The organism is Algibacter sp. L3A6 (assembly GCF_009796825.1).
In the GTDB taxonomy this organism is placed as follows: Bacteria; Bacteroidota; Bacteroidia; order Flavobacteriales; family Flavobacteriaceae; genus Algibacter.
Window position 1 is genome coordinate 3339270 of record NZ_CP047030.1, and the last position, 21212, is coordinate 3360481.

The 21212-nt window shown below is 33.2% G+C and carries 19 protein-coding genes and 1 other RNA gene; 12 read left to right on the top strand and 8 right to left on the bottom strand.

Annotated elements, in window-relative coordinates:
• Positions 1-8: 8 nt before the first annotated feature.
• Positions 9-296: a DUF2752 domain-containing protein gene (locus GQR98_RS13840; protein WP_159020011.1), complete on the bottom strand. Its 288-nt coding sequence runs from the start codon at positions 294-296 to the stop codon at positions 9-11.
• A gap of 104 nt (positions 297-400) precedes the next feature.
• Positions 401-2269, bottom strand: coding sequence for a T9SS sorting signal type C domain-containing protein (locus GQR98_RS13845; protein ID WP_159020012.1), 1869 nt, complete (start codon positions 2267-2269; stop codon positions 401-403).
• A 174-nt stretch (positions 2270-2443) separates the two neighbouring features.
• Between GQR98_RS13845 and GQR98_RS13850 the strand changes: the two genes are divergently transcribed.
• Together GQR98_RS13850 and GQR98_RS13855 are read left to right on the top strand one after the other, a co-directional pair.
• Positions 2444-2638, top strand: a complete 195-nt coding sequence (locus tag GQR98_RS13850; RefSeq protein WP_159020013.1) for a hypothetical protein — start codon at positions 2444-2446, stop codon at positions 2636-2638.
• Positions 2639-2643: 5 nt separating this feature from the next.
• Entirely contained in the window at positions 2644-3207 is a 564-nt protein-coding gene (locus GQR98_RS13855; RefSeq protein ID WP_159020014.1) for a Smr/MutS family protein, read from the top strand.
• A gap of 3 nt (positions 3208-3210) precedes the next feature.
• On the opposite strand, the gene GQR98_RS13860 is transcribed toward GQR98_RS13855, so the two are convergent.
• Positions 3211-4113, bottom strand: a complete 903-nt coding sequence (locus GQR98_RS13860) for a hypothetical protein (RefSeq protein ID WP_159020015.1) — start codon at positions 4111-4113, stop codon at positions 3211-3213.
• A 226-nt stretch (positions 4114-4339) separates the two neighbouring features.
• On the opposite strand from GQR98_RS13860, the gene GQR98_RS13865 reads away from it, so the two are divergent.
• Both GQR98_RS13865 and GQR98_RS13870 read left to right on the top strand, forming a co-directional pair.
• Positions 4340-5482, top strand: a complete 1143-nt coding sequence (locus GQR98_RS13865) for a cysteine desulfurase family protein (RefSeq protein ID WP_159020016.1) — start codon at positions 4340-4342, stop codon at positions 5480-5482.
• Between the two features lie 142 nt (positions 5483-5624).
• Positions 5625-7124, top strand: coding sequence for a cell wall anchor protein (locus tag GQR98_RS13870; protein WP_159020017.1), 1500 nt, complete (start codon positions 5625-5627; stop codon positions 7122-7124).
• Positions 7125-7132: 8 nt separating this feature from the next.
• Here GQR98_RS13870 and GQR98_RS13875 read toward each other — a convergent pair whose 3' ends face one another.
• Positions 7133-9595: a carboxypeptidase-like regulatory domain-containing protein gene (locus GQR98_RS13875; protein WP_159021171.1), complete on the bottom strand. Its 2463-nt coding sequence runs from the start codon at positions 9593-9595 to the stop codon at positions 7133-7135.
• A 17-nt stretch (positions 9596-9612) separates the two neighbouring features.
• Positions 9613-11298 carry a M23 family metallopeptidase gene (locus GQR98_RS13880; protein WP_159020018.1) on the bottom strand — a complete coding sequence of 562 codons (1686 nt, stop codon included), beginning with the start codon at positions 11296-11298 and terminating at the stop codon, positions 9613-9615.
• A 176-nt stretch (positions 11299-11474) separates the two neighbouring features.
• Here GQR98_RS13880 and GQR98_RS13885 point away from each other — a divergent pair, with 176 nt between their 5' ends.
• The 4 genes from GQR98_RS13885 to rny all read left to right on the top strand — a co-directional run bounded on the left by GQR98_RS13885 (position 11475) and on the right by rny (position 13892).
• Positions 11475-11765: a hypothetical protein gene (locus GQR98_RS13885; protein WP_159020019.1), complete on the top strand. Its 291-nt coding sequence runs from the start codon at positions 11475-11477 to the stop codon at positions 11763-11765.
• 15 nt (positions 11766-11780) lie between these two features.
• A complete protein-coding gene (locus GQR98_RS13890) occupies positions 11781-12074 on the top strand; it encodes a cell division protein ZapA (RefSeq protein WP_159020020.1) in 294 nt (97 codons plus the stop codon).
• Between the two features lie 58 nt (positions 12075-12132).
• Positions 12133-12258, top strand: a non-coding RNA gene (ssrS, locus tag GQR98_RS13895) — 6S RNA.
• 59 nt (positions 12259-12317) lie between these two features.
• Positions 12318-13892: a ribonuclease Y gene (rny, locus tag GQR98_RS13900; RefSeq protein ID WP_159020021.1), complete on the top strand. Its 1575-nt coding sequence runs from the start codon at positions 12318-12320 to the stop codon at positions 13890-13892.
• Position 13893: 1 nt separating this feature from the next.
• Here the strand turns inward: rny and GQR98_RS13905 are convergent, their stop codons facing one another.
• Both GQR98_RS13905 and xerD read right to left on the bottom strand, forming a co-directional pair.
• Positions 13894-15111: a sensor histidine kinase gene (locus GQR98_RS13905; protein WP_159020022.1), complete on the bottom strand. Its 1218-nt coding sequence runs from the start codon at positions 15109-15111 to the stop codon at positions 13894-13896.
• 140 nt (positions 15112-15251) lie between these two features.
• Positions 15252-16148 carry a site-specific tyrosine recombinase XerD gene (gene xerD / locus GQR98_RS13910; protein WP_159020023.1) on the bottom strand — a complete coding sequence of 299 codons (897 nt, stop codon included), beginning with the start codon at positions 16146-16148 and terminating at the stop codon, positions 15252-15254.
• Positions 16149-16434: 286 nt separating this feature from the next.
• Here xerD and GQR98_RS13915 point away from each other — a divergent pair, with 286 nt between their 5' ends.
• The 3 genes from GQR98_RS13915 to GQR98_RS13925 all read left to right on the top strand — a co-directional run bounded on the left by GQR98_RS13915 (position 16435) and on the right by GQR98_RS13925 (position 18143).
• The gene (locus tag GQR98_RS13915; RefSeq protein ID WP_159020024.1) at positions 16435-17055 is read left to right on the top strand and encodes an outer membrane beta-barrel protein; all 621 of its coding nucleotides are present in this window, start codon (positions 16435-16437) and stop codon (positions 17053-17055) included.
• A gap of 80 nt (positions 17056-17135) precedes the next feature.
• Complete coding sequence (gene aroQ, locus GQR98_RS13920; protein WP_159020025.1) at positions 17136-17552, top strand: type II 3-dehydroquinate dehydratase; 417 nt, start codon at positions 17136-17138, stop codon at positions 17550-17552.
• A gap of 93 nt (positions 17553-17645) precedes the next feature.
• Positions 17646-18143, top strand: coding sequence for a hypothetical protein (locus GQR98_RS13925; RefSeq protein ID WP_159020026.1), 498 nt, complete (start codon positions 17646-17648; stop codon positions 18141-18143).
• 62 nt (positions 18144-18205) lie between these two features.
• On the opposite strand, the gene lpdA is transcribed toward GQR98_RS13925, so the two are convergent.
• Positions 18206-19582 (bottom strand): dihydrolipoyl dehydrogenase, encoded by a 1377-nt coding sequence (lpdA, locus tag GQR98_RS13930; RefSeq protein WP_159020027.1) that lies wholly within the window; start codon positions 19580-19582, stop codon positions 18206-18208.
• 176 nt (positions 19583-19758) lie between these two features.
• Here lpdA and GQR98_RS13935 point away from each other — a divergent pair, with 176 nt between their 5' ends.
• A complete protein-coding gene (locus GQR98_RS13935; RefSeq protein ID WP_159020028.1) occupies positions 19759-21045 on the top strand; it encodes an NAD(P)/FAD-dependent oxidoreductase in 1287 nt (428 codons plus the stop codon).
• The last annotated feature ends 167 nt before the right edge of the window (positions 21046-21212 follow it).

Here is a 21212-nt window from a genome sequence, read left to right on the forward strand (position 1 = left end):
TTAATTAGTTAAATATAAAAGGTTTTTATTACGAAGCTTGTTAAAATAATAATCACATTTATTATTCCTAAGGCAACAATTATTTTGTAAGAAAAATCGAATTTTTTATAAAAGTTTAGTGCAACAAATCCAAAGAGTAGTATTAAAGTATAAATAGCAGGATACATTTTAAAAGCAGCAATAAAGTCACCTTGAAAAATTAATGAAATAGAGCGCTGTATACCGCAGCCCATACATTCTACACCAAATAGTTTTTTATTGAGGCATGGAAGCATGTATTTTTCTAGAGATTGCATGTTTTATTTGTTCTAAGTATGCTAAAATAATAAAAGCCAACTAACAAAAAAATGCTTTATTGATTTTTTGTTAGTTGGCTTTTTTAAACCAGTATTAAAATGGTTTAATTAATAATTATCTTTTTATTGAATGTTGTGTTGTTATCTAGCGTTGCTTTTACAATATAAACACCTGTACTAAGTTGTTTTGTAGAAAGCTCGTAAGCATTAGAAATGGCATTAGGTCTTTCTGTTATTACTTGTTTGCCAGCAACATCGTAAACAAAAATAGATTTAATATCTAAATTCGAAGGATTTAAAACCTTAAGGATATCTGTTGTATTATTTTGAATAGCGTCCATGCTATCCACAAGATGTTCTTCGGTAGCCAATGTAACGTCTGCTCTAAATGTCACTTCAAAACGTTCCGTGTAATTTCCAGCATCGAGGTTTACACTAAAGTCTTGACTTTGTAAATTAACATATAGATCAGTTGTTTTGTCATGAATGTAAATTGGTAAATCTGAATCGAAATTTTGGACGTCTGCGATTCTAATTCTCAAAGGCATATCATTCGCGATTTTTACCGTGAAAGGTATTTTAAGATTCTCATCGTAAACCAAGGCTTCCGCTAAATAACTTAAATTCTCTATAGAAAAATAGGCATCCGATGATAATATATCATCATCGTGCAATCTAGATTCTAAACCACGGTCAAAACCTTCTGTAGCGCTAGGGCTAAAGGTTTCTACAATTTGTCTGGTATATAGGTTGTTGAAATCTACATTCAATCTAAATCGTTTATAATCTGAAGGTACTGGAGTAAAAAGACTATTTGTTACTGTCTCGCTAGTTTTAGAGTTAGTTGACCTAAAAAAAGCACTCCCAATTCCGTCTTCTTTCTCATAAACACGATGTCTATTTTCTGCATTAACATTACTCATGGCAGGAGCCGAAGGATGTCCTAAAACCATAAATCCTTGTCCTATAGGTATAAATCGTGTTGGTACGTCACCACTAGAAGGAGTACCACTATTACCATTTTCAGAACCATCGTTATTATATGTTTTAAAAACAGCACTTACTTTAATTTCTGTATTTTCATCTTCACTTATTGTATATGTAGCATATCCACCATCATAAGCGTTTAAATTATGCGAATTCACACTAGGGTCTTGTTCCCAATAATATAAAGTTCCAGTAATGGTATTTCTATTATTTGCATCCCAAATGTAAGCATGAGCATCCATTGCAGATGGGTAAGGATTACCTACTAAGCTATTTTCACCTGCAGTAATAGGGACACTTATTTGCCCTGTGTTAGGTTTACCTCTAAAATCATATTTTTGGTTATCACCTGGGTTGTTTGAGCTGGTGCCAGCGGTTCCTTTCATTGTAAATCCGTATCCTGGAGGAATTGCAGTTGCGTTTCCAATAGGATTCCATTCTGAATAATCTGTACCATTAACAAAAGTCCAAATCCAATACGGTTCTATATTCAAAGGGTCAGATGTCCCATTATAGCCAGGCTGGTGGGTTGTACCTGCAGAAGTAGAAATTACATCATCCACGATATCATTAAGTAGCGTGATGCCAAATAAGCCATTTCCGGCAGCAGCAGCAGGAAGTCCTGTAGGCGAACACCAATAGTTATATTCGTAAACACCAACATTTCCATCTTGGTAAACACTTAATGCGCCTTCCCCTGAGTTTCCTGTAGTTCCAGTACCTTGTATCACTTGAGCATCGGTTCTTAAATAGATTGTACTTGCAGGTTCTCCTAGGTTGATATCATCTTCAACAAATACAATTTCATCATTTACATAAACATATGCATTGTTTCTTACAGCTAGTTGAGCTTCGGCAAATTGGCATGTTAATACCGTAGCGAATAGAGCAAATCCAATTGATAGAGTTGATGTTTTTTCCTTCTTTAAAGTGTTTTTCATCGAAGTAAAAAGTGTTTTATAGGTGTTTTGTGTAGGTTTTGTCATGATTTTTAGATGAATATGGAACAATACAAATATACTAAAACTTTGCTAACATTATATTATTTATTAAAAATGGCTAAAATTTAAGTGTTTGATAATTAGTAATTTAATATTTTTAAGTAATTTAAGAAATTATAATCTCAATTATTTTGATTAGTATTTGTTTAAATTTGCCAAATGAAGTATTTAAATTATATATTAATTTTAGTTGGAGCCGTAGTTGCTATGTATGCTAAAGTTGGTGCAGAGCAGAACCAATATTTACTAATGGTTGGTATTGTTTTTTTAATGATGGGAGTTTATAGGATTTCTAAATTAGTACCAAGTAAAAGGGATAAAGATTTAGAAAACAACGACTCAATAGAAAACTAATTACTATGAAATTTAAAGTAAACGATTTTGTTTTAGTTTTAGATGAAAACCTGTCTGGGCATATAAAATCTATTGCCGGAAATACAATATCTATTGAAACAACCGATGGTTTTTTGTTAGATTTTGAAGCCGAAGAACTCGTTAAAGATACTTCAAAGAGCGATTTTTCTACTGGTGTTTTTTCTCATAAAAGTTTAAGTTCTGTTTTAGATGAAAAAGAAAAACCAGGTCGCAGAAAATCTGTTAGAGTAAAACCAAAAGAAAGATTTGAGCCTACAATGGAGGTCGATTTACATATCAATCAGCTTGTAAAATCCTCTAAAGGCATGAGTAATCACGATATGCTAACCACCCAATTAGATACAGCAAGGTATAAGCTAGATTGGGCTATTTCTAAACGCATACAGAAAATTGTATTTATCCATGGTGTTGGAGAAGGTGTGCTTAAAATGGAATTAGAATATTTATTTGGTCGCTATAACAACGTTAAATATTACGACGCCAATTACCAAAAATATGGTTTAGGCGCCACCGAGGTTTATATTTATCAAAATGTAAGTACCGATTAAAGCTTACTCAAAATCTGGGGTTACACTTTCCGATGATGTTAAACCACTATCGCTTAAAACACCAAAATCAAAATCGTCCTGAGATAAAAAGCTTAAACTAATTTCTTGCAAGTTTACAGTTACTAAATAAGTAAAGTAAATTGTATGTTCTCTATAAGCTGTTGCTGGAACTGTTTCTGCAACGGCGGGATTTAAGTAATCTGCGCCAACATCACTGTTCGTAATATCGTTATTTGGGCGTTGATCTTGTGAGTCGTTTTCTTCATCACGAGTTAAAACACCATCGCCATCATCATCATCATCTAAATAATCAGGAATACCATCACCATCGGTATCTTGAGCATCTTCTAAATCACCATCACCATTTGGGTCTGGGTTTTCATCTTCAGTTAAAATATTATCACCATCATCATCCCAATCAATATAATTTGGTAAACCATCACCATCGGTATCATCATTAGTTAAATCGCCATCACCATCTAGATCTTCTAAGCTTGCTAAAATTCCATCTTCATCATCTTTAGTTAAAACAGTTAAAATTTCCGCAGTACAAGCATCACTTTCACTGGAAGTAATCGTTACTTCATCAGGAATATCGTTACAAAATAGGGTAGAGGGTAAACTTTCATCACTATAAGTTCTATAGTAAAACGTAGCACCTAAGGCAAGTTCTAGAGAATCATTACTTTCTACCGCTAGAATTTCATCTAAAGTCAAATCAGGAATTAATACTGATAAAGATTCTGATGGATCGTCTTTCGTTTTATAAAGAACAAGATCTGATACACCTTCGCATGCGCTAAACTCATCGTCGAATTCAAGCTCTACGGTAATAATATCACCATCATCACAGCCTTGGATTGAAATTAAACAAACAGCAATAGAAATATAAATTAACTTACGCATGGACATCTATTTTGCCACAAAAATAGTGGAATTGATATTGATAACAAATAAACTTCAAAATTACAGATTAAATTCGTTTTTATCATTTTTTTAACCTACTTAAATATGGAATAAAAAATAATAAATAAACTTAATTTTGCAATGTTGTAAAATTCATTTCAAACTAATAACGAACGATATTAGAAATAATTTTATTTGAAGTATTTTTGTTGCTCAATAAAGTAATATGAAACCAGTATATTTTGATAATGCCGCAACAACAGAATTGAGACATGAAGTTATTGATGTTATGGCGCAAGTTTTGAAAGCAAACTTCGGAAACCCATCGTCTTCACACAGTTTCGGGAGGTCTTCAAAATCTTTAATCGAAAAATCTAGAAAGGCCATAGCGAGTTGTTTAAATGTTTCGGCTAGTGAAATTATTTTTACATCGGGTGGCACAGAGGCTGATAATTTAATTTTGAATAGTGCCGTTCGCGATTTAGGCGTTAAGCATATTATAACCACAAAAATTGAACATCATGCCGTTTTACATACAGTAGAAGCTTTACAGGAAAGCCATAACATTGATGTCAGTTTTGTTAATTTGGACAGCAAAGGGAATTTGGATTTTAATCATTTGGAATCCTTATTACAAACAGAAACCAAAACATTGGTGAGCTTAATGCACATTAATAATGAAATTGGCAACATTACCGATATTAAGCATGTTTCTAATTTATGTAAAGCTAATAATGCACTTTTCCATAGTGATGCCGTACAATCTGTAGGGCACTATAATTTAGATTTACAAGATATTCAAGTTGATTTTATAGCTGCAGCAGGTCATAAATTCCATGGCCCAAAAGGTGTTGGTTTTGCTTTTATCAGAAAAAATATAGGATACCTTAAACCTTTAATTTTTGGAGGAGAGCAAGAACGCGGACTTCGAGCAGGTACAGAGAGTGTGCATAATATTGCTGGTTTAGAGGCGGCTCTAAAATTATGTCACGAACGTGCAGAAGAAGAGCATGAATATATTAATGGCCTGAAATTATATTTTATAAATGAAATTAAGGCGGCTTTACCGGGTGTTACCTTTAATGGAGAGTCAGAGAATTTAGAAAAAAGCACCTATACCTTAATTAATGTTTGCTTGCCAATTCCGGCAAATAAATCTGCTATGTTGCTCTTTCAATTAGATTTAAAAGGTATTGCTTGTTCTAAAGGGAGTGCGTGTCAAAGTGGAAGTAATAAAAAATCGCATGTTTTATCCGAAATATTATCAGGTGACGATTTAGAAAAACCATCTTTAAGGTTCTCGTTTAGTATTTTTAATACAAAAGAGGAGGTTGACTATGTGATTTCTATTTTGAAGGAATTCGCTTAATAATAATGTGGTTTTAAAGAATAAAATCGTTGAAACGATTGTTTTTAACGTTTAAATGTATTTTTGTAGTGTTTAACTGATTTTTTATGCTTAACTTTGCGCTTTATTTATTATATTTAGAGTAACTTAAAGCTAAGCGAACATGAAAAACACTACTATTTTTATCGGATTATTATTTTTAGTTCTTTTTCAGATACCAACACATGCACAAGTAGGTATAGGAACAACTACTCCTGATGCTTCTTCAATTCTAGATATAGAATCTACAACTCAAGGAATTTTAACACCAAGAATGACAACTGCACAGCGAATTGCTATTGCTTCTCCTGCAGAAGGTTTAATGGTTTTTGATATCGATGAAGGTTCTTTTTTCTATTTTGACGGAACAGTTTGGGTTGAGTTAGAAGGATCAGTAACTAGAGATAATTATAAATTGGTGAAATCTGCAGCCGATTTGGCCGATGAGCTTGCTGCGGGTGGTGGAGCTGAATACTTATTAACTACCGACTTTATGTATGAAATTAATGGTACAATAACTTTGGCTGCTCCAATTAATTTAAATGGTGCTTATTTAATTGGAGAGGATACAAACGAAGATATTCTAATGCGAGCTGGAGGTACTATTTTTGAAGGTGATACTGGCGGTTCTATTAGAGGGCTTACTTTAGTTGCCTCTGGACCTGGAGCAGCAGTATTTAATCTGACGGGTAGTACTGGAACAGAGCGTTTTGTGTTTCGAGATAGTGTTGTAGCGAACTCAACTTCGGTTGGTACTATTTCCTCATTTGGACTTGTGTTTGTTAGTATTGTTCAATATGTAACCAATGCGGCGGGAATTACATATTCTGATATAGATCAATTACTTTTAAATTCTGAAGGGTGGGCTAGTGATAATGGCGGTATTTATCAAACGTTTACAGGTGAATTTGATATAATACTTAAGCAAGGTGGTTTTAGTAAAGTAATAGGCGCAACAGCAGCTATTGATGTAACTGGAGTATCTAGTTTAACTAGTGGAAATATAAGTAAGGTTAATTTTTATGGCGGAGGCAATTATGTTAATGGGTCTTCTCCTTATGTTGGGTATGATTTTTCTAACAAATGGGATGTGAATACACCAGGATTACCTGTTGAAACCGACGGGGTAGCGTCTGGTAACTTTTTTTACGATGGTGCTTTAACTAGTGGGTTTGCCCAAACTATATCGGGTTTAACGGCTGTTGAGGTTCAAGGTGCTGGAACTTTTACATCTAATGAATTATTTAGGTTTGTAAATCCAGTTGGAGTAACGGAAGATGAAGATAATGAATTGATTTATGATGGAGTGAAGCCAAGAAATTTTCAAGTTAATGCGTCTTTATCTGTTAGAGTAAATGTAAGTAATGGTGGTGCTAGCGGCGGCGGCGGCGGCGGCACCATTTCTTCTGCATTTTATGCCTTTATGATAGCAAAAAATGGTACTGTACTTATTGAATCTAGCGCAATTATATATGTATTAGATGCCGTCCAAATTCAAAATGTTGCGTTAAGTTCAAATGTGAGTTTAAATACGGGTGATTCGATAGCTATATATGTTCAAAAATTAACAGGTACCGGATCGGATACTTTAGCAGTGTTTTCAGAGAATTTAAGTATAAAATAATAGTTTACTTAAAATCTCATACTAGTCTTCACATTAAAAACACGCGGTGTTAAGTAATTAGGAATCGCATATTGGCGCTTGCTATATACATCGCGAACCCAAGTGTTTGTTATTGAGTTTTGAGCATCAAACATGTTATAGATTTCAAACCCAAAAGACAAGGCTTTAAAAGGCTTTCTCCAGCCACGATCAAATTGCTTTTTATCATCGACTACCACAAATTGTAATCCTAAATCGGCGCGTTTGTAATCTGGTAATCTGTTTTGATAATCGTAAGGATCGGCATAACTTGGCGATCCACCAGGCAAGCCCGTATTGTAAACAAGGTTTAAATACACTTTCATGTTTGGTACATTGGGTACATAATCTTGAAATAAGGCAGCAAACTTTAAACGCTGATCTGTTGGTCTGGCAATGTAACCGCGATTATCTATATTTTCCTCATTTTTTAAGTATCCAAAACTAAACCAAGATTCGGTTCCGGGAACAAACTCTCCGTTTAAGCGCATATCTAAACCGTATGCATAAGCTTCAGCATTATTATTGGCTGCATAACGAATACGTACGTTTTCTAAAGTGTACGGGTTAACATCGGTAATGCCTTTATAATAAAGTTCGGTAGTTAATTTAAAGGGACGTTCCCACATTTTAAAACTATAATCGTTACCTAATACAATATGAAGCGATTTTTGAGCTTTAACATCAGGCTGAATTGTTCCTGAAGCATCACGCAATTCGCGATAGAAAGGTGGCTGATAATATAAACCTGTAGCTACTCTAAATAGCATATCTTTTTCCCAATTAGGTTTTATGGTGAATTGTGCACGCGGACTAAATACGATTTGATTGCCTCCAGATATTCCATCTCCCGAAACGGACCAACTATGTATGCGGCCTCCGGCATTGTACCAAACATCGCTATTGCCTAGAGTAGAGCGTTTACTCCACTGCACATAGGCTTGCAGTCTATTAATCTGTGTGCTATTTGTAGCTCTAATATTTTGATAAGGTTCTAGCGGACCGCTAAATGGAGTATAAGGTTGCTCGTTTGTTACCGTTTTTGGAGGCCTAATAGAGAATCCTGCCGAGTCTATGGTTTCCCATTCTACTAAGCGGTCTCTAATATCTTCATGAGTGTATTTTATAGACCATTCAATACGGTTATCGTCAATTCTTAAATCGCCTTTATGTTCAATATTTGTAATTAAGGCGTCAAGATCGTTTCGGCCATGATTTAATTGGCTCCCAACACCTTCGCTAAATTCTACTTCTCCTAAATTCTCGTCACCAATATTACTATTAACTTCTCCTAATCTATATTGTGCTAAAATATCAAAATACTCTTCTTCTGTAGTATGATAAGTTGAGGCTATTAGCTTTAAAGTTAAATCGTCGTTTGCAAAATAGGTTCCTTTAAAAGCTCCAAAATAGGTTTGATATTCATCTTTTTCTTGACCTTCATAAAACACTAAAAGCGCAATAGGATCGGCAAGTGTTCCAAAATTGGTTTGTCGGCTTTGCGGTTCAAAATTATATTTATTGATAGAGGCGTTTCCTAAAAAACTCAAATGAAATTTATCGGTAAATTTATAAGTCAAAAATGCTTGAGCATCTGCAAAGGTTGGTTTAACATTAGTTTCGGTTTCCTTAGCATCAACTAGCAAACTATTGTCGCGATAACGTAAACCTATAATGCTTGTAAATTTAGAATCTTTACTAATATTTTCTACGGAAAGACTTCCGCCAAGTAAACTCAAATCGGCATTAACTTCAAACTGGTAAGGTGTTTTATAGGTAATATCTAAAACTGAAGATAATTTATCCCCATATTTAGCTTGAAATCCACCTGCTGAAAAATCAACATTTTGCACCAAATTAGAGTTTACAAAACTTAGACCTTCTTGTTGGCCGGAACGAATTAAAAACGGACGATACACTTCTATATCATTCACGTAAACCAAATTCTCATCGTAGTTTCCTCCACGTACAGCGTATTGCGTACTTAATTCGTTATTGTTACTAACGCCTGGCAAGGTCATTAATAGGTTTTCTACACCGGCATTAGCTCCAGGTATTTTTCTAATAGTTTCTGGTTTTATGGTAATTATACCTTCAATATCTTTTCTACGGTTACTCGTTACCACAACAGCAGCTATTTGCTCTAGAGAAGTACTCATTACAGGGTTGAATTCGAATATTTCTCCGTTCTTCAAATTAAAAGTACTCGATATTTTCTTGAATGCTATATGTGTAAATTCAACTAAAACATCTTCATTTATATTTATAGTTAGACTATAAAACCCGTTAGCATTACTAATGGTGCCTTGCGTGCCAGATTTAATACTAACCTGTTCTACGGGTAAATTGTTTTCATCTAAAATAATACCTTTTATAGTTGCTGTTTGCGCAAACCCATTGTAAAGGTTCAAAAAAAATAAACTGAAAATTAAAAGTTTTGTTTTCAAATGAATTGATGAGTTAGGTTGTGTTATTTCCTGTAAAATAACGCTTCAAAAGTAGAGCTATTTCCAACATTATCAGTAACAATAACTTTTAAATTATTGTTGGTGTCTGTAAAATCGCCATCGTTAAAATCGTAAGTTAAAGTATTTGTTTTGTATTCGTACTCCATTAAAATAAATTTCCCATTAATGGTAGCTCGGTAATTAGAAATGCCAGAAAGATCGTCGCTAATTTTAACTTTTAGATATCTAAAATTACTTAACCATTGTTTATTTTTAAAATTATCTGCCTTAATAGTAGGAGGAACGCTATCTGTTGCTAACGCGTATTTTCCTAAATATTTTGTGGTAGTCGATAAAATATCTCCTTTTCTTTTTGTTGTAGAGTAAGCTGGGTAATCTTTGTAGCCAAGTAGGCGAGCAATAAATAGTTTGCTTTTATCGGCATCGTTATATTGGCTAACATCAAAAGATATATTGAAACTTTTTTGCGTAGGGACGGTATCGTCATGCAATAATAGGGTGTCATTTTTCACTTCAAAATCTAAAAAAAAATCTTTATAAAATGTGTTTTTATAAAAATCGACAGCAATTTTATCTTGTTTTAAATTTGTTACTTGGTCGGCCTGAATAAAATAAGGTGTTATCTTTTCTGTTTCTGGCTCGGTAATGGTGTTTTTTGTTCCTTTTATATTAACGGTAATCCAGGTTGCATTATTTTTATAATCGGATACTCTAATTTTATAAACAGAATTGGTGCTATCTTGTATAGTTAACATACCGTTATTAGATACCGATTTGTATAAGCTTAATTGATTATCTTCTCTATACAACCGTTGTATGCGTTCTCTTTTAGTTTTAAAATGCTCGTAATCTATTAAAGCATTAATGTGTTTTGTTTCATCGAATGAAAATTCTTTAAAATCAATTTCAAAATTACGCAGACCATTAATTACGGTTTGTATGTTGTAAACCCCATTAGAATTTCCAGCCAAATCTTGTCTGTCAATAGTTTTAATTCCAAAACCAATATTACCAATGGCATCGATTTTTTCGGTAACAAAATCGCCGTTTTTTAAAGGCACCAATCTTACTTTCTGTTTCTTATTCTTCTTATTTACAAATGAAGTACTATCTAGAGGGTATACGTAAAGCGATTGAACAACAGGAGCTTTAGTGTCTAGAATGTCAATACCAAAAAGCATTGGGTTTATAGGGTGCTCGTCTTTGTTTCTAATTTCAAAATGAAGGTGAGGCCCACCAGAACTGCCTGTGTTTCCGCTATAAGCCACAAGTTCACCTTGGGTTACAGGTAATTCTTCTGGAGTAGGGAACAGCTCAATTTCATAACTTTCGGCTTCGTATTGCTTCTTTTTTATGTAAGCTTCAATCTCTGGAGATAGTTTTGATAAATGGGCATAAACCGTAGTGTAGCCATTTGGATGCGTAATATATAAAGCCTTACCGTAACCATAATGTGCAATTTTAATACGGCTTACAAATCCGCTAGCCGATGCATTTACTTTTAAGCCAATGCGTTGTTTTGTTTTTATATCGAGTCCGGAATGGAAATGATTAGAACGTAGTTCGGCAAAAGTACCAGCGAGCACCAAAGTACCCTCTAAAGGATTTGCAAAATAATCTTGTGGATAGTTGTTTTGGGCGTTTAATAATAACGAACAGAACAGAAGAAGGGAAAGGATAAATTTCATAGGATAAATGTAACTGCTAAAATATTAATTTGAGACGAAAACACAAAGAATAAAGCAAAAACTAAGCCATTGTATTTAAAAGGAGTTTAAAGGAATAATCTAAAAATTTATTGAAAAACTATTGTAATTTATAGCGAACTTGGTTAACTTTGTAAGATAAGTATTGAAATTGGTAAATGAGTAATATTGAGGGTATTGTAGATTCGTTAGAAAACAAAATTAGCAAAGTATTACATAAGATAGAGCTTTTAAAGCAAACTAATTTGAAATTAAATGAAGAATTAGAAGTTTCAAAGCAGGAAATTTTGAACCAAAAAAAGCTAAATGCTAATTGGGAAGAAAAATATGAAGCTCTTAAAATTGCAAATTCAATGCTTGGTGGTGACGATAATAAAAGAGAAACTAAGCTTAAAATAAATGCCTTAATTAGAGAAATTGACCATTGTATTGGACAACTATCTGAATAGTGCTAATTAAATTCAATGTCCGACAAGCTTAAAATAAAGCTATCTATTGCTAATCGCGTATATCCCTTAACTATTGACCCGAGTCAAGAAGAAGGTTTACGTAAGGCGGCAAAGAACATTGAAGTAATGATTAAAAAATTTGAGCAAAGTTATTCTGTTCGAGATAAACAAGACGTTTTGGCCATGTGTGCCTTGCAATTTGCATCTCAAGTAGAGCAGAAGTCTATAGATAAAACAAATATAAACGAGCATGTTGAAGAAAAGCTTGTTGCGCTTAATACTTTGTTAGATTCTCACATAGGCTCTTAATTCGTTCTTTAAAATAAACTAAAAAGTTACTGCCTACATTGGTTATTTTTTTTGATAAACTCAACGTTAATTCTTTAAAAAGGGTGAGTTTAAGTTGTAAAAGCAGGCTGCAACACTAAATTTATTTAGTGTTAGACAGATCCTTGATCAGCTTGTTAGCCCTAAACTTGTTTTTAAGGAGTTTATACAAAACTTTATGCTAGTGTAGGCTTTTTTATATATTATAATCAACTAATTTAAACGATGGATAACTCAATTATATTTGCAGTAGGTGGTGTTATATTAGGGCTTGCAATAGGCTTTATTATAGCAAAAACGTTAGAAAAAAACAATGCGTCTAAACTTATAAAAAACGCTAAAAAAAATGCAGCTTCAATACTCAAACAAGCTAATTTAGAAGGTGAGAGTATTAAAAAAGATAAAATGCTACAGGCTAAAGAAAAATTCTTAGAGCTAAAAGCAGAACACGAAAAGGTTATTTTAAGTCGTGATAAAAAAATGAGTGAAGCTGAAAAGCGCACTAGAGATAAAGAATCTCAAGTATCTAATGAACTTTCTAAAACTAAAAAATCTAACGATAGTTTAGAGAGTAAAATAAAGGACTACAACCACAGACTTGATGTATTAGAAAGCAAGCAAGAAGAAGTAGAAAGATTACACAGAAGTCAAGTACAACAATTAGAAGTTATTTCTAGCCTTTCGGCGGAAGAAGCAAAAGAGCAATTAGTAGAGTCTTTAAAAGGTGAAGCTAAGAATGATGCGATGGCTTTTATACAAAGTTCTATAGAAGAAGCTAAACTTACAGCTGAACAGGATGCTAAGAAAATTATAATAAACACCATACAACGTATTGGAACAGAGGAAGCGGTTGATAACTGTGTATCTGTATTTAATATCGAATCTGATGATGTTAAAGGACGTATTATTGGTCGTGAAGGTAGAAACATACGTGCCATTGAAGCCGCTACAGGTGTAGAAATTATTGTTGATGATACGCCAGAGGCTATTATCTTATCTTGTTTCGATTCTGTACGTCGTGAGATAGCAAGATTATCACTTCATAAATTAGTGACAGATGGTAGAATTCACCCTGCAAGAATTGAAGAAGTCGTTAAGAAAACTCAAAAACAAATAGAGCAAGAAATTATAGAAGTTGGTAAACGTACGGTTATTGATTTAGGTATTCATAATCTGCACCCAGAACTTATTAAAATGGTAGGTAGAATGAAGTATCGTTCGTCTTACGGACAAAACTTACTGCAACACTCACGTGAGGTTGCTAAGCTTTGTGGCGTAATGGCAGCAGAATTAGGTTTAAACCCTAAACTTGCAAAACGTGCTGGATTACTACACGATATTGGAAAAGTGCCAGATGCTGAAACAGATATGGAAACGCCACACGCTATATTAGGAATGCAATGGGCTGAGAAATATGGTGAGAAAGACGATGTAATAAATGCTATTGGAGCGCACCACGATGAAATTGAAATGAAATCGTTACTAGCGCCAATTATACAAGTTTGTGATGCAATCTCTGGTGCAAGACCAGGAGCACGTAGACAAGTATTAGATAGTTATATCCAACGTTTAAAAGACTTAGAAGAAATCGCTTTCGGATTTAGCGGTGTTAAAAAAGCATACGCTATTCAAGCAGGTAGAGAACTACGTGTTATTGTAGAAAGCGAAAAAGTTAACGATCAAACGGCTGCCGATTTATCGTTTACTATTTCTCAAAAAATCCAAACGGATATGACGTATCCAGGACAAGTAAAAGTTACTGTAATTAGAGAGACTCGTGCAGTGAATATTGCAAAATAAACTACTTTATGAAAGTAGAAGAAGTATTATTAAAGCTTTCCTTTTTTTTATTAAGAAGGAAAGCTTTTTCTTTTGGAAAAAACAGTTTGAATGATGTGCCTTCGTTTAGTTTGCTTTCAATATTAATTGTGCCTCCTAAATCTTCAACTTGTATCTTGGTAAGATATAAACCTATACCTTCAGAATCTTCTCTACTACTTTCATGAAAGGTATTATACATTCCAAAAACTTGCTCTTTATATTTTTCTAAATCAATACCAATACCATTATCCGAAATTGAAATTTCAAAGCCTTCCTCTGTTTGAACACCTTTTATATTTACTGTTGGTGTTTTTTCTGGATGAACGTACTTTACAGCGTTAGAAATTAGATTATGGAATATACTTTCTAAATAAGATGAGTTTCCTTTAAGATATAAGTTAGAAGGTAAATCGGTATTTATAATAGCTCTCTTTGAAGCGATTTCAATAGATAGATTGCCTAATGTTTCTCTAACAACTTCACTTATACCTATATTATTGTTTAGGTCGTTATATTCTGAGTTTACACTAATAACATCATTCAAATTAGTAATGGTAGTTGTTAACGCAGACGAAATGGTTTTTAAATAATTAAACATTTCATCTTTTTCTTGTTGCGTTGTAGACGACTCGTGAAACTCTAATACGTTTTTAAAGTTACCAATATGGGTTCTTAAATTATGAGAAACAATATGTGTAAAATTATAAAGCCTTTTATTCTGGTTGGTAATGATGTTGAAGTTTTCATTTAAAAGCACTTCATTCCGCTTACGCGATGTAATGTCTATATGCGTGCCTATAATACGTAACGGTTTACCGTTTTTGTCTTTGCTAACAATTTTTCCGCTATCTAGAATCCATCTATAGCTGCCGTCTTTACAAAGTATACGGTGTTCGTTTTTGTAAAGTTCTAGTTCGCCTGTAATGTGTCGCTGAAAATCGCTATTGTAAGCAGCTTTATCTTCTGGGTGTACACGCTTGTTCCATTCATCGGCATGGTTGCCAATTTCGTTGTCACTGTATCCTAAAATATTTTTAGATTCAACGGAATAAAAGACTTCATTCATCTTTGCATTCCAATCCCAAACACCAATTTTCGAGTTTTCAACGGCAAATTGCCATTTTAAACTATTTGAATTATCAGAACTAGTTCTATGTTCAAATAGACGACGGATAGGTGAGAATATACGTTTAATCATTTGGTTTTCTTTGGGTTAATAATGTAGTGTAAATTATAAGTAGGTGTAATTTAGACGCATTAAATAGTAATAGGTCACAATTTGAGTCTCGATTTTGTTTCAAATCTTACATAAATAACGACATTTCATGGATAAAAATACTATTTTCTCGGATGAAATTGCTCTACGACCTTAGTTAAATGGTTTCTGTCTAGGTGTACATAGATTTCGGTAGTGGTTATACTTTCGTGCCCAAGCATAAGTTGAATTGATCTTAAATCTGCATTATTTTGAAGTAAATGTGTTGCAAAAGAATGTCTAAATGTATGAGGAGAAATACTTTTATTTAGATCTATTTTTACTGCTAGCTGTTTTATAATAGTAAAAATCATAGCTCGTGTTAATTGCTTACCGCGACGGTTTAAAAACAAAGTATCTTCAAAACCTGCTTGAATATTCATGTGGTTTCTAATATCTTTTCTGTAAATATTAATGTATTTTTTAGTAACATCAATAATAGGTACAAAACGCTGTTTGTTTCCTTTACCGGTAACCTTTATAAAGCCTTCTTCAAAAAATAAATCCGATAGTTTTAAATTTACCAATTCACTAACACGTAATCCACAGCCATATAGTGTTTCTAACATGGCTCTATTACGTTCGCCTTCTGGTTTGCTTAAATCTATGGCTTTTATAAGGCTATCAATTTCTTCTTCCGATAAGGTATCTGGAAGTTTTCTACCTATTTTAGGAGATTCTATAAGTTCCAACGGGTTGTCTGGTCTGTAATCTTCGAAAACTAAGTAATTAAAAAAACTACGTAAACCAGATATTAATCGCGACTGTGAACGCTCGTTAATATGTTTAGAGGTATTATAGATAAATTCTCTAATGGTTTCATCTGTAATTGAAATAGCATTTTCGCTAATATCTTTTTCCTCTAAAAAAGACATTAATTTTTCAACATCTAGTACATAGCTGTTAATTGAATTTTGTGATAACCCTCTTTCTATTTTTAGATAAAAGGTATAATCTTTTAAAGCTTGACTCCATTTCATTATGATAAAAGTAGAGAATTTTTTGGATTAAATAGAGATTGGATTGCTTATATTTTTGGAAGTATTTAATAAACAAATGAATAAGAAATAAGTGTGCATTTAAGGATGAAAAAAAACTGATTTTCGGCTTTTTTTATGTTAAAAAAAAGGTTTTTTCTGTAGATATTGATTACCAATGAGTTGTAGTCTAAACAATGTTAAAATTATCACAAAGTAGGATTAAGTGTTAATTTAACAGATAAACAGTGGTTAATTTGCGGAATATTTAAAATAAAACAATTTAATTATGAAAAAATTATTTTTTGCTGCAGCTATTGCAGTTTTCGGATTTACTACAGTAAATGCACAAGATGATACGACTGAATTTGGTTTTGGAGAAGGTAACGTTTTTGTTGAAGGAAGTTTAGGCTTCAGTAGTACTAATGATAAAAACTTTGATACAAAATCTAACGCTTTTAACATTACTCCAAAAGTAGGTTATTTTTTAAGTGATGATTTAGCTGTTGGTGTTCAATTAGATTTTGGTACAGCTAAAACTTCTGCATCAGGAACTGATACTTCTAAAAACTCTAATGTTGGAATTGGTGCTTTTGGACGTTATTACTTTTTGGATTTAGGAAAACGTTTTAAAACGTATACTGAGTTTGGTGTTGGATATAACACATTAGATGACAAAATTTCTGATGTTAAAGTGAATTCAATTGGAGCTGGTCTAGATTTAGGTCTTAACTACTTTGTAAAAGAAAACATTGCACTTACTTTCGGATTAGATAATGTTTTAGCATATTCTTCTACTAAAGTAGATGTGTCTGGAGCTAAAGCTACAAACAGTTTTGAGTTTGGAGTAGGTGAAGTAAACAACCCTTTTGGTGGAACGGCTAAATTTGGAGTATTATTTGTATTCTAAGTAATAGTTATAGAAAATAAAAAAAGGGAAGTCGTAAAGGCTTCCTTTTTTTATGCGTAAAAATTAAATATATTTACCATATGAAAAAACTAATGATCATTAACGGGCCAAATTTAAATTTGTTAGGTAAACGCGAACCAGAAATTTATGGTAGCTTAACTTTTGAAGCTTTTTTTAGTGAATTAAAAGAAAAGTATCCATCTGTAAGTTTAGAGTATTTTCAGTCTAACATAGAGGGAGAGATTATAGATAAGTTGCACGAAGTTGGTTTTAGTATAGATGGTATTATTTTAAATGCAGGAGCTTATACGCATACATCCATAGGTATTGGCGATGCTATAAAAGGTATTGAAACTCCAGTTGTAGAAGTACATATTTCTAATACATTTGGTCGCGAAGCTTTTCGTCATCAGTCTTACATTTCTCCAAATGCTAAAGGTGTAATATTAGGTTTTGGTATGGCAAGTTACGGATTGGCTATACAGAGCTTTTTGTAAAAATCTTTTAAGTTTAAATTATAAATAAATTGTGAAAGATTAACAAGCGTTAATGTTAGATTTGTGTAGTATTAAATTTACGATAATTTATATATGAAACAAAAATTACTCATTCTATTTTTAATCTGTCCTGTTTTTTTTATTTTAAATGCTCAAGAAAACGCCAAAGAAAAGGAAGGCGCATTTGTAATAAGTGATGATGTTAACATAAACAATAGCGTTTTACCGTTTTCAAACTACTTTTCGGAATATAAAATAAGTGATAATTGGAACATCCGTGCCGAGAATATTGAAACCAATTTTGGAGGTTTTAATACAAACTATAAGGTTAAGGAATTTCCAATACTTGCAAAATACAGTTTTACTCAAAAATTTAGTGTTATGTTTGGGCCAACAACACGTTTATTATTAAAAAATGGTGTTATTGAAGATGTATCTACATCAGGAACTTTAGGAGTGCAATACGATTTTACTGAATCGTTTTTAATGGAGGCTAGGCTAAATTATAATTTAACCGATGATGCGCATTTTAATTCAAACTTACCAACCACAAATTCTATATTTAAATTAAGCGGCAAATATAAATTCTAAAAAAAAAGTGCGATTCAAAATAATTTGAATCGCACTTTTAATATTTATAATATCTAATAGTATTAGATATGTATTACTTCATCATAAGCAGCTGCAACAGCTTCCATAACAGCCTCACTCATTGTTGGGTGTGGGTGAATGGTTTTTAAAACTTCGTGACCTGTAGTTTCTAATTTTCTACCTAAAACAGCTTCAGCAATCATATCAGTAACACCAGCACCAACCATATGGCATCCTAACCATTCGCCGTACTTAGCATCAAAAATTACTTTTACAAAACCTTCTTTGTTTCCACCAGCACTAGCTTTTCCAGAAGCAGAGAAAGGGAATTTACCAATCTTTACATCTAAACCTTGTTCTTTAGCTTGCTTTTCAGTGATACCAACAGATGCAATCTCAGGAGTACAGTAAGTACAACCAGGAATGTTTCCGTAGTCTAAAGCTTCAACATGTTGTCCAGCTAATTTTTCTACACAAAGTATACCTTCAGCAGAAGCAACGTGTGCTAATGCAGGCCCAGGAGTAATATCTCCAATAGCAAAATATCCAGGAATATTAGTTTGGTAAAAATCGTTAACAATTACTTTATCTCTATCAACAACAATTCCAACATCTTCTAATCCAATGTTTTCAATGTTTGTTTTAATACCAACAGCACTTAAAATAATATCAGCTTCAAGAACTTCTTCTCCTTTACTTGTTTTAACTGTAGCTTTTACACCGTCTCCAGATGTATCAACAGTAGTTACTTCAGCAGAAGTCATTACTTTAATACCAGATTTTTTGAAAGAACGCTCAACTAATTTAGATACGTCTTCATCTTCAACAGGTACAATGTTTGGTAAATATTCTACAATAGTTACATCAGTTCCCATAGAGTTGTAAAAGTATGCGAACTCAACACCAATAGCTCCAGAACCAACCACAATCATTTTCTTAGGTTGTTCCTTTAATGTCAAAGCTTGTCTATATCCTATAACCTTTTCACCATCTTGCGGTAAGTTTGGTAACTCACGAGAGCGAGCACCTGTAGCTATAATAATATTATCGGCGCTATATTCAGTACCATCAACATCTATTTTTTTACCTGGTTTAAGTTTTCCAAAACCATCAATTACGTCTACTTTATTTTTCTTTAGTAAAAACTGAACACCTTTACTCATACCGTCTGCAACGTTACGGCTACGTTTTACAACAGCATCAAAATCGCGTTCTGCATCTGTTACTTTTAAACCGTAATCTTCAGCATGTTTTAGATATTCAAAAACTTGAGCAGATTTTAATAAGGCTTTGGTTGGAATACAACCCCAGTTTAAACAAACCCCACCAAGATTTTCTTTTTCAACAATAGCAGTTTTAAAACCTAATTGTGATGCTCTAATAGCTGTTACATAACCACCAGGACCACTTCCAAGAACAATAATATCGTATTTACTCATTTGTTAATTTTTAGGTTACGAATTTACAAAATCGAAATGTAATAATGAATTAACAAAGCCTTAAATCGAAAAAAAAAGCACACTCCTGTTTCATTTGGTTTTCAATAAATTAGAAGCCCTAGTGATAAAGGGAATTTACCATTGTTTTACTACCTTTGCTTTGCAAGTTATTATTTATGAACATACCTAAAACAAGTTACCCACGAATTATTATAATTGGTGGCGGTTTTGCAGGAATTGCCTTAGCAAGAAAATTGTCAAAACAAGAAGTACAAGTGGTGCTCTTGGATAAACATAACTATCATACATTTCAACCGTTATTATACCAAGTATCTACCGGTGGACTAGAGCCAGACTCCATAGCATATCCAATTCGTAAAATTTTAAAAGATTTTCCAAACTTTCACTTTAGGCTTGCAGAAGTAAATGAAATTGATACCACTTGCAATACCATAAAAACCAATATTGGTGATTTAAAATTCGATTATTTAGTTGTGGCTTCGGGCTCTAAAACTAATTATTTTGGTAATACGGAAATCGAAAAGCACAGTATGGCCATGAAAACCATACCTCAATCTTTAAATTTAAGAAGTTTAATACTCGAGAATTTTGAAGAAGCTCTATTAACGACTGATTTACATGAGCGTATTGCCCTCATGAATTTTGTAATAGTAGGTGGTGGTCCAACAGGTGTGGAGCTTGCAGGTGCTTTAGCCGAAATTAAAAAAGGTATTCTTCCAAAAGATTATCCCGATTTAGATACCCGTTTAGCGCAGATTAATATTATACAATCTGGAGGTTGTTTATTAAAGGGGATGAGTGAAAATGCATCGGCAAAAGCTGAAGATTTTCTTGAGAAACTTGGCGTTCATGTTTGGAAAAACGTTCGTGTAACTAATTACGACGGTAAAACAGTAACTACAAACTCCGATTTAATCTTCGATACAGCTACCGTAGTTTGGGCAGCTGGAGTACAAGGTGCAACTATAAAAGGACTTGACGCTAAAGATTTTGTTACTCGCGGTAACCGTATTTTAGTAAACCAATGCAACCAAGTAAAAGGCTTCGAGCATATTTTTGCCATTGGCGATATCGCTTGTATGGCAACCGATGAGTTTCCGAACGGCTTACCAATGATGGCACAACCCGCCATTCAACAAGGTAAGCAATTGGGGGGTAATATTTTAAAGCTAATAGAGGAAAAACCCATGAAACCTTTTGAGTATAAAGATAAAGGAGCCATGGCAACAGTAGGAAGAAACAAAGCAGTAGTCGATTTGAAAAACGTGAGATTTCAAGGTGTTTTTGCTTGGTATGTTTGGATGTTTGTCCATTTATTTTTCCTAATAGGTTTCCGAAACCGAATGGTAGTTTTTGTAAACTGGGTTTATAATTACATACGTTTCGATCGTGAAGCACGCTTAATTATTCGTCCGTTTAAAAATAAATTTAAAGCAGAATAATTTACTTAATATATTAATTTTTTGGGCGAGTTGCCATGAAAAATGGCAACCAGGCTTTCCGCTATATCTTTTGTTTTTTTTATTAGGAAAAATGAGGGATTTATTGTTTTCGTTTTTTCTAAACAAGAAAGTACAAGTTAATCAACTTAAAACAAAAGGATGCCGCA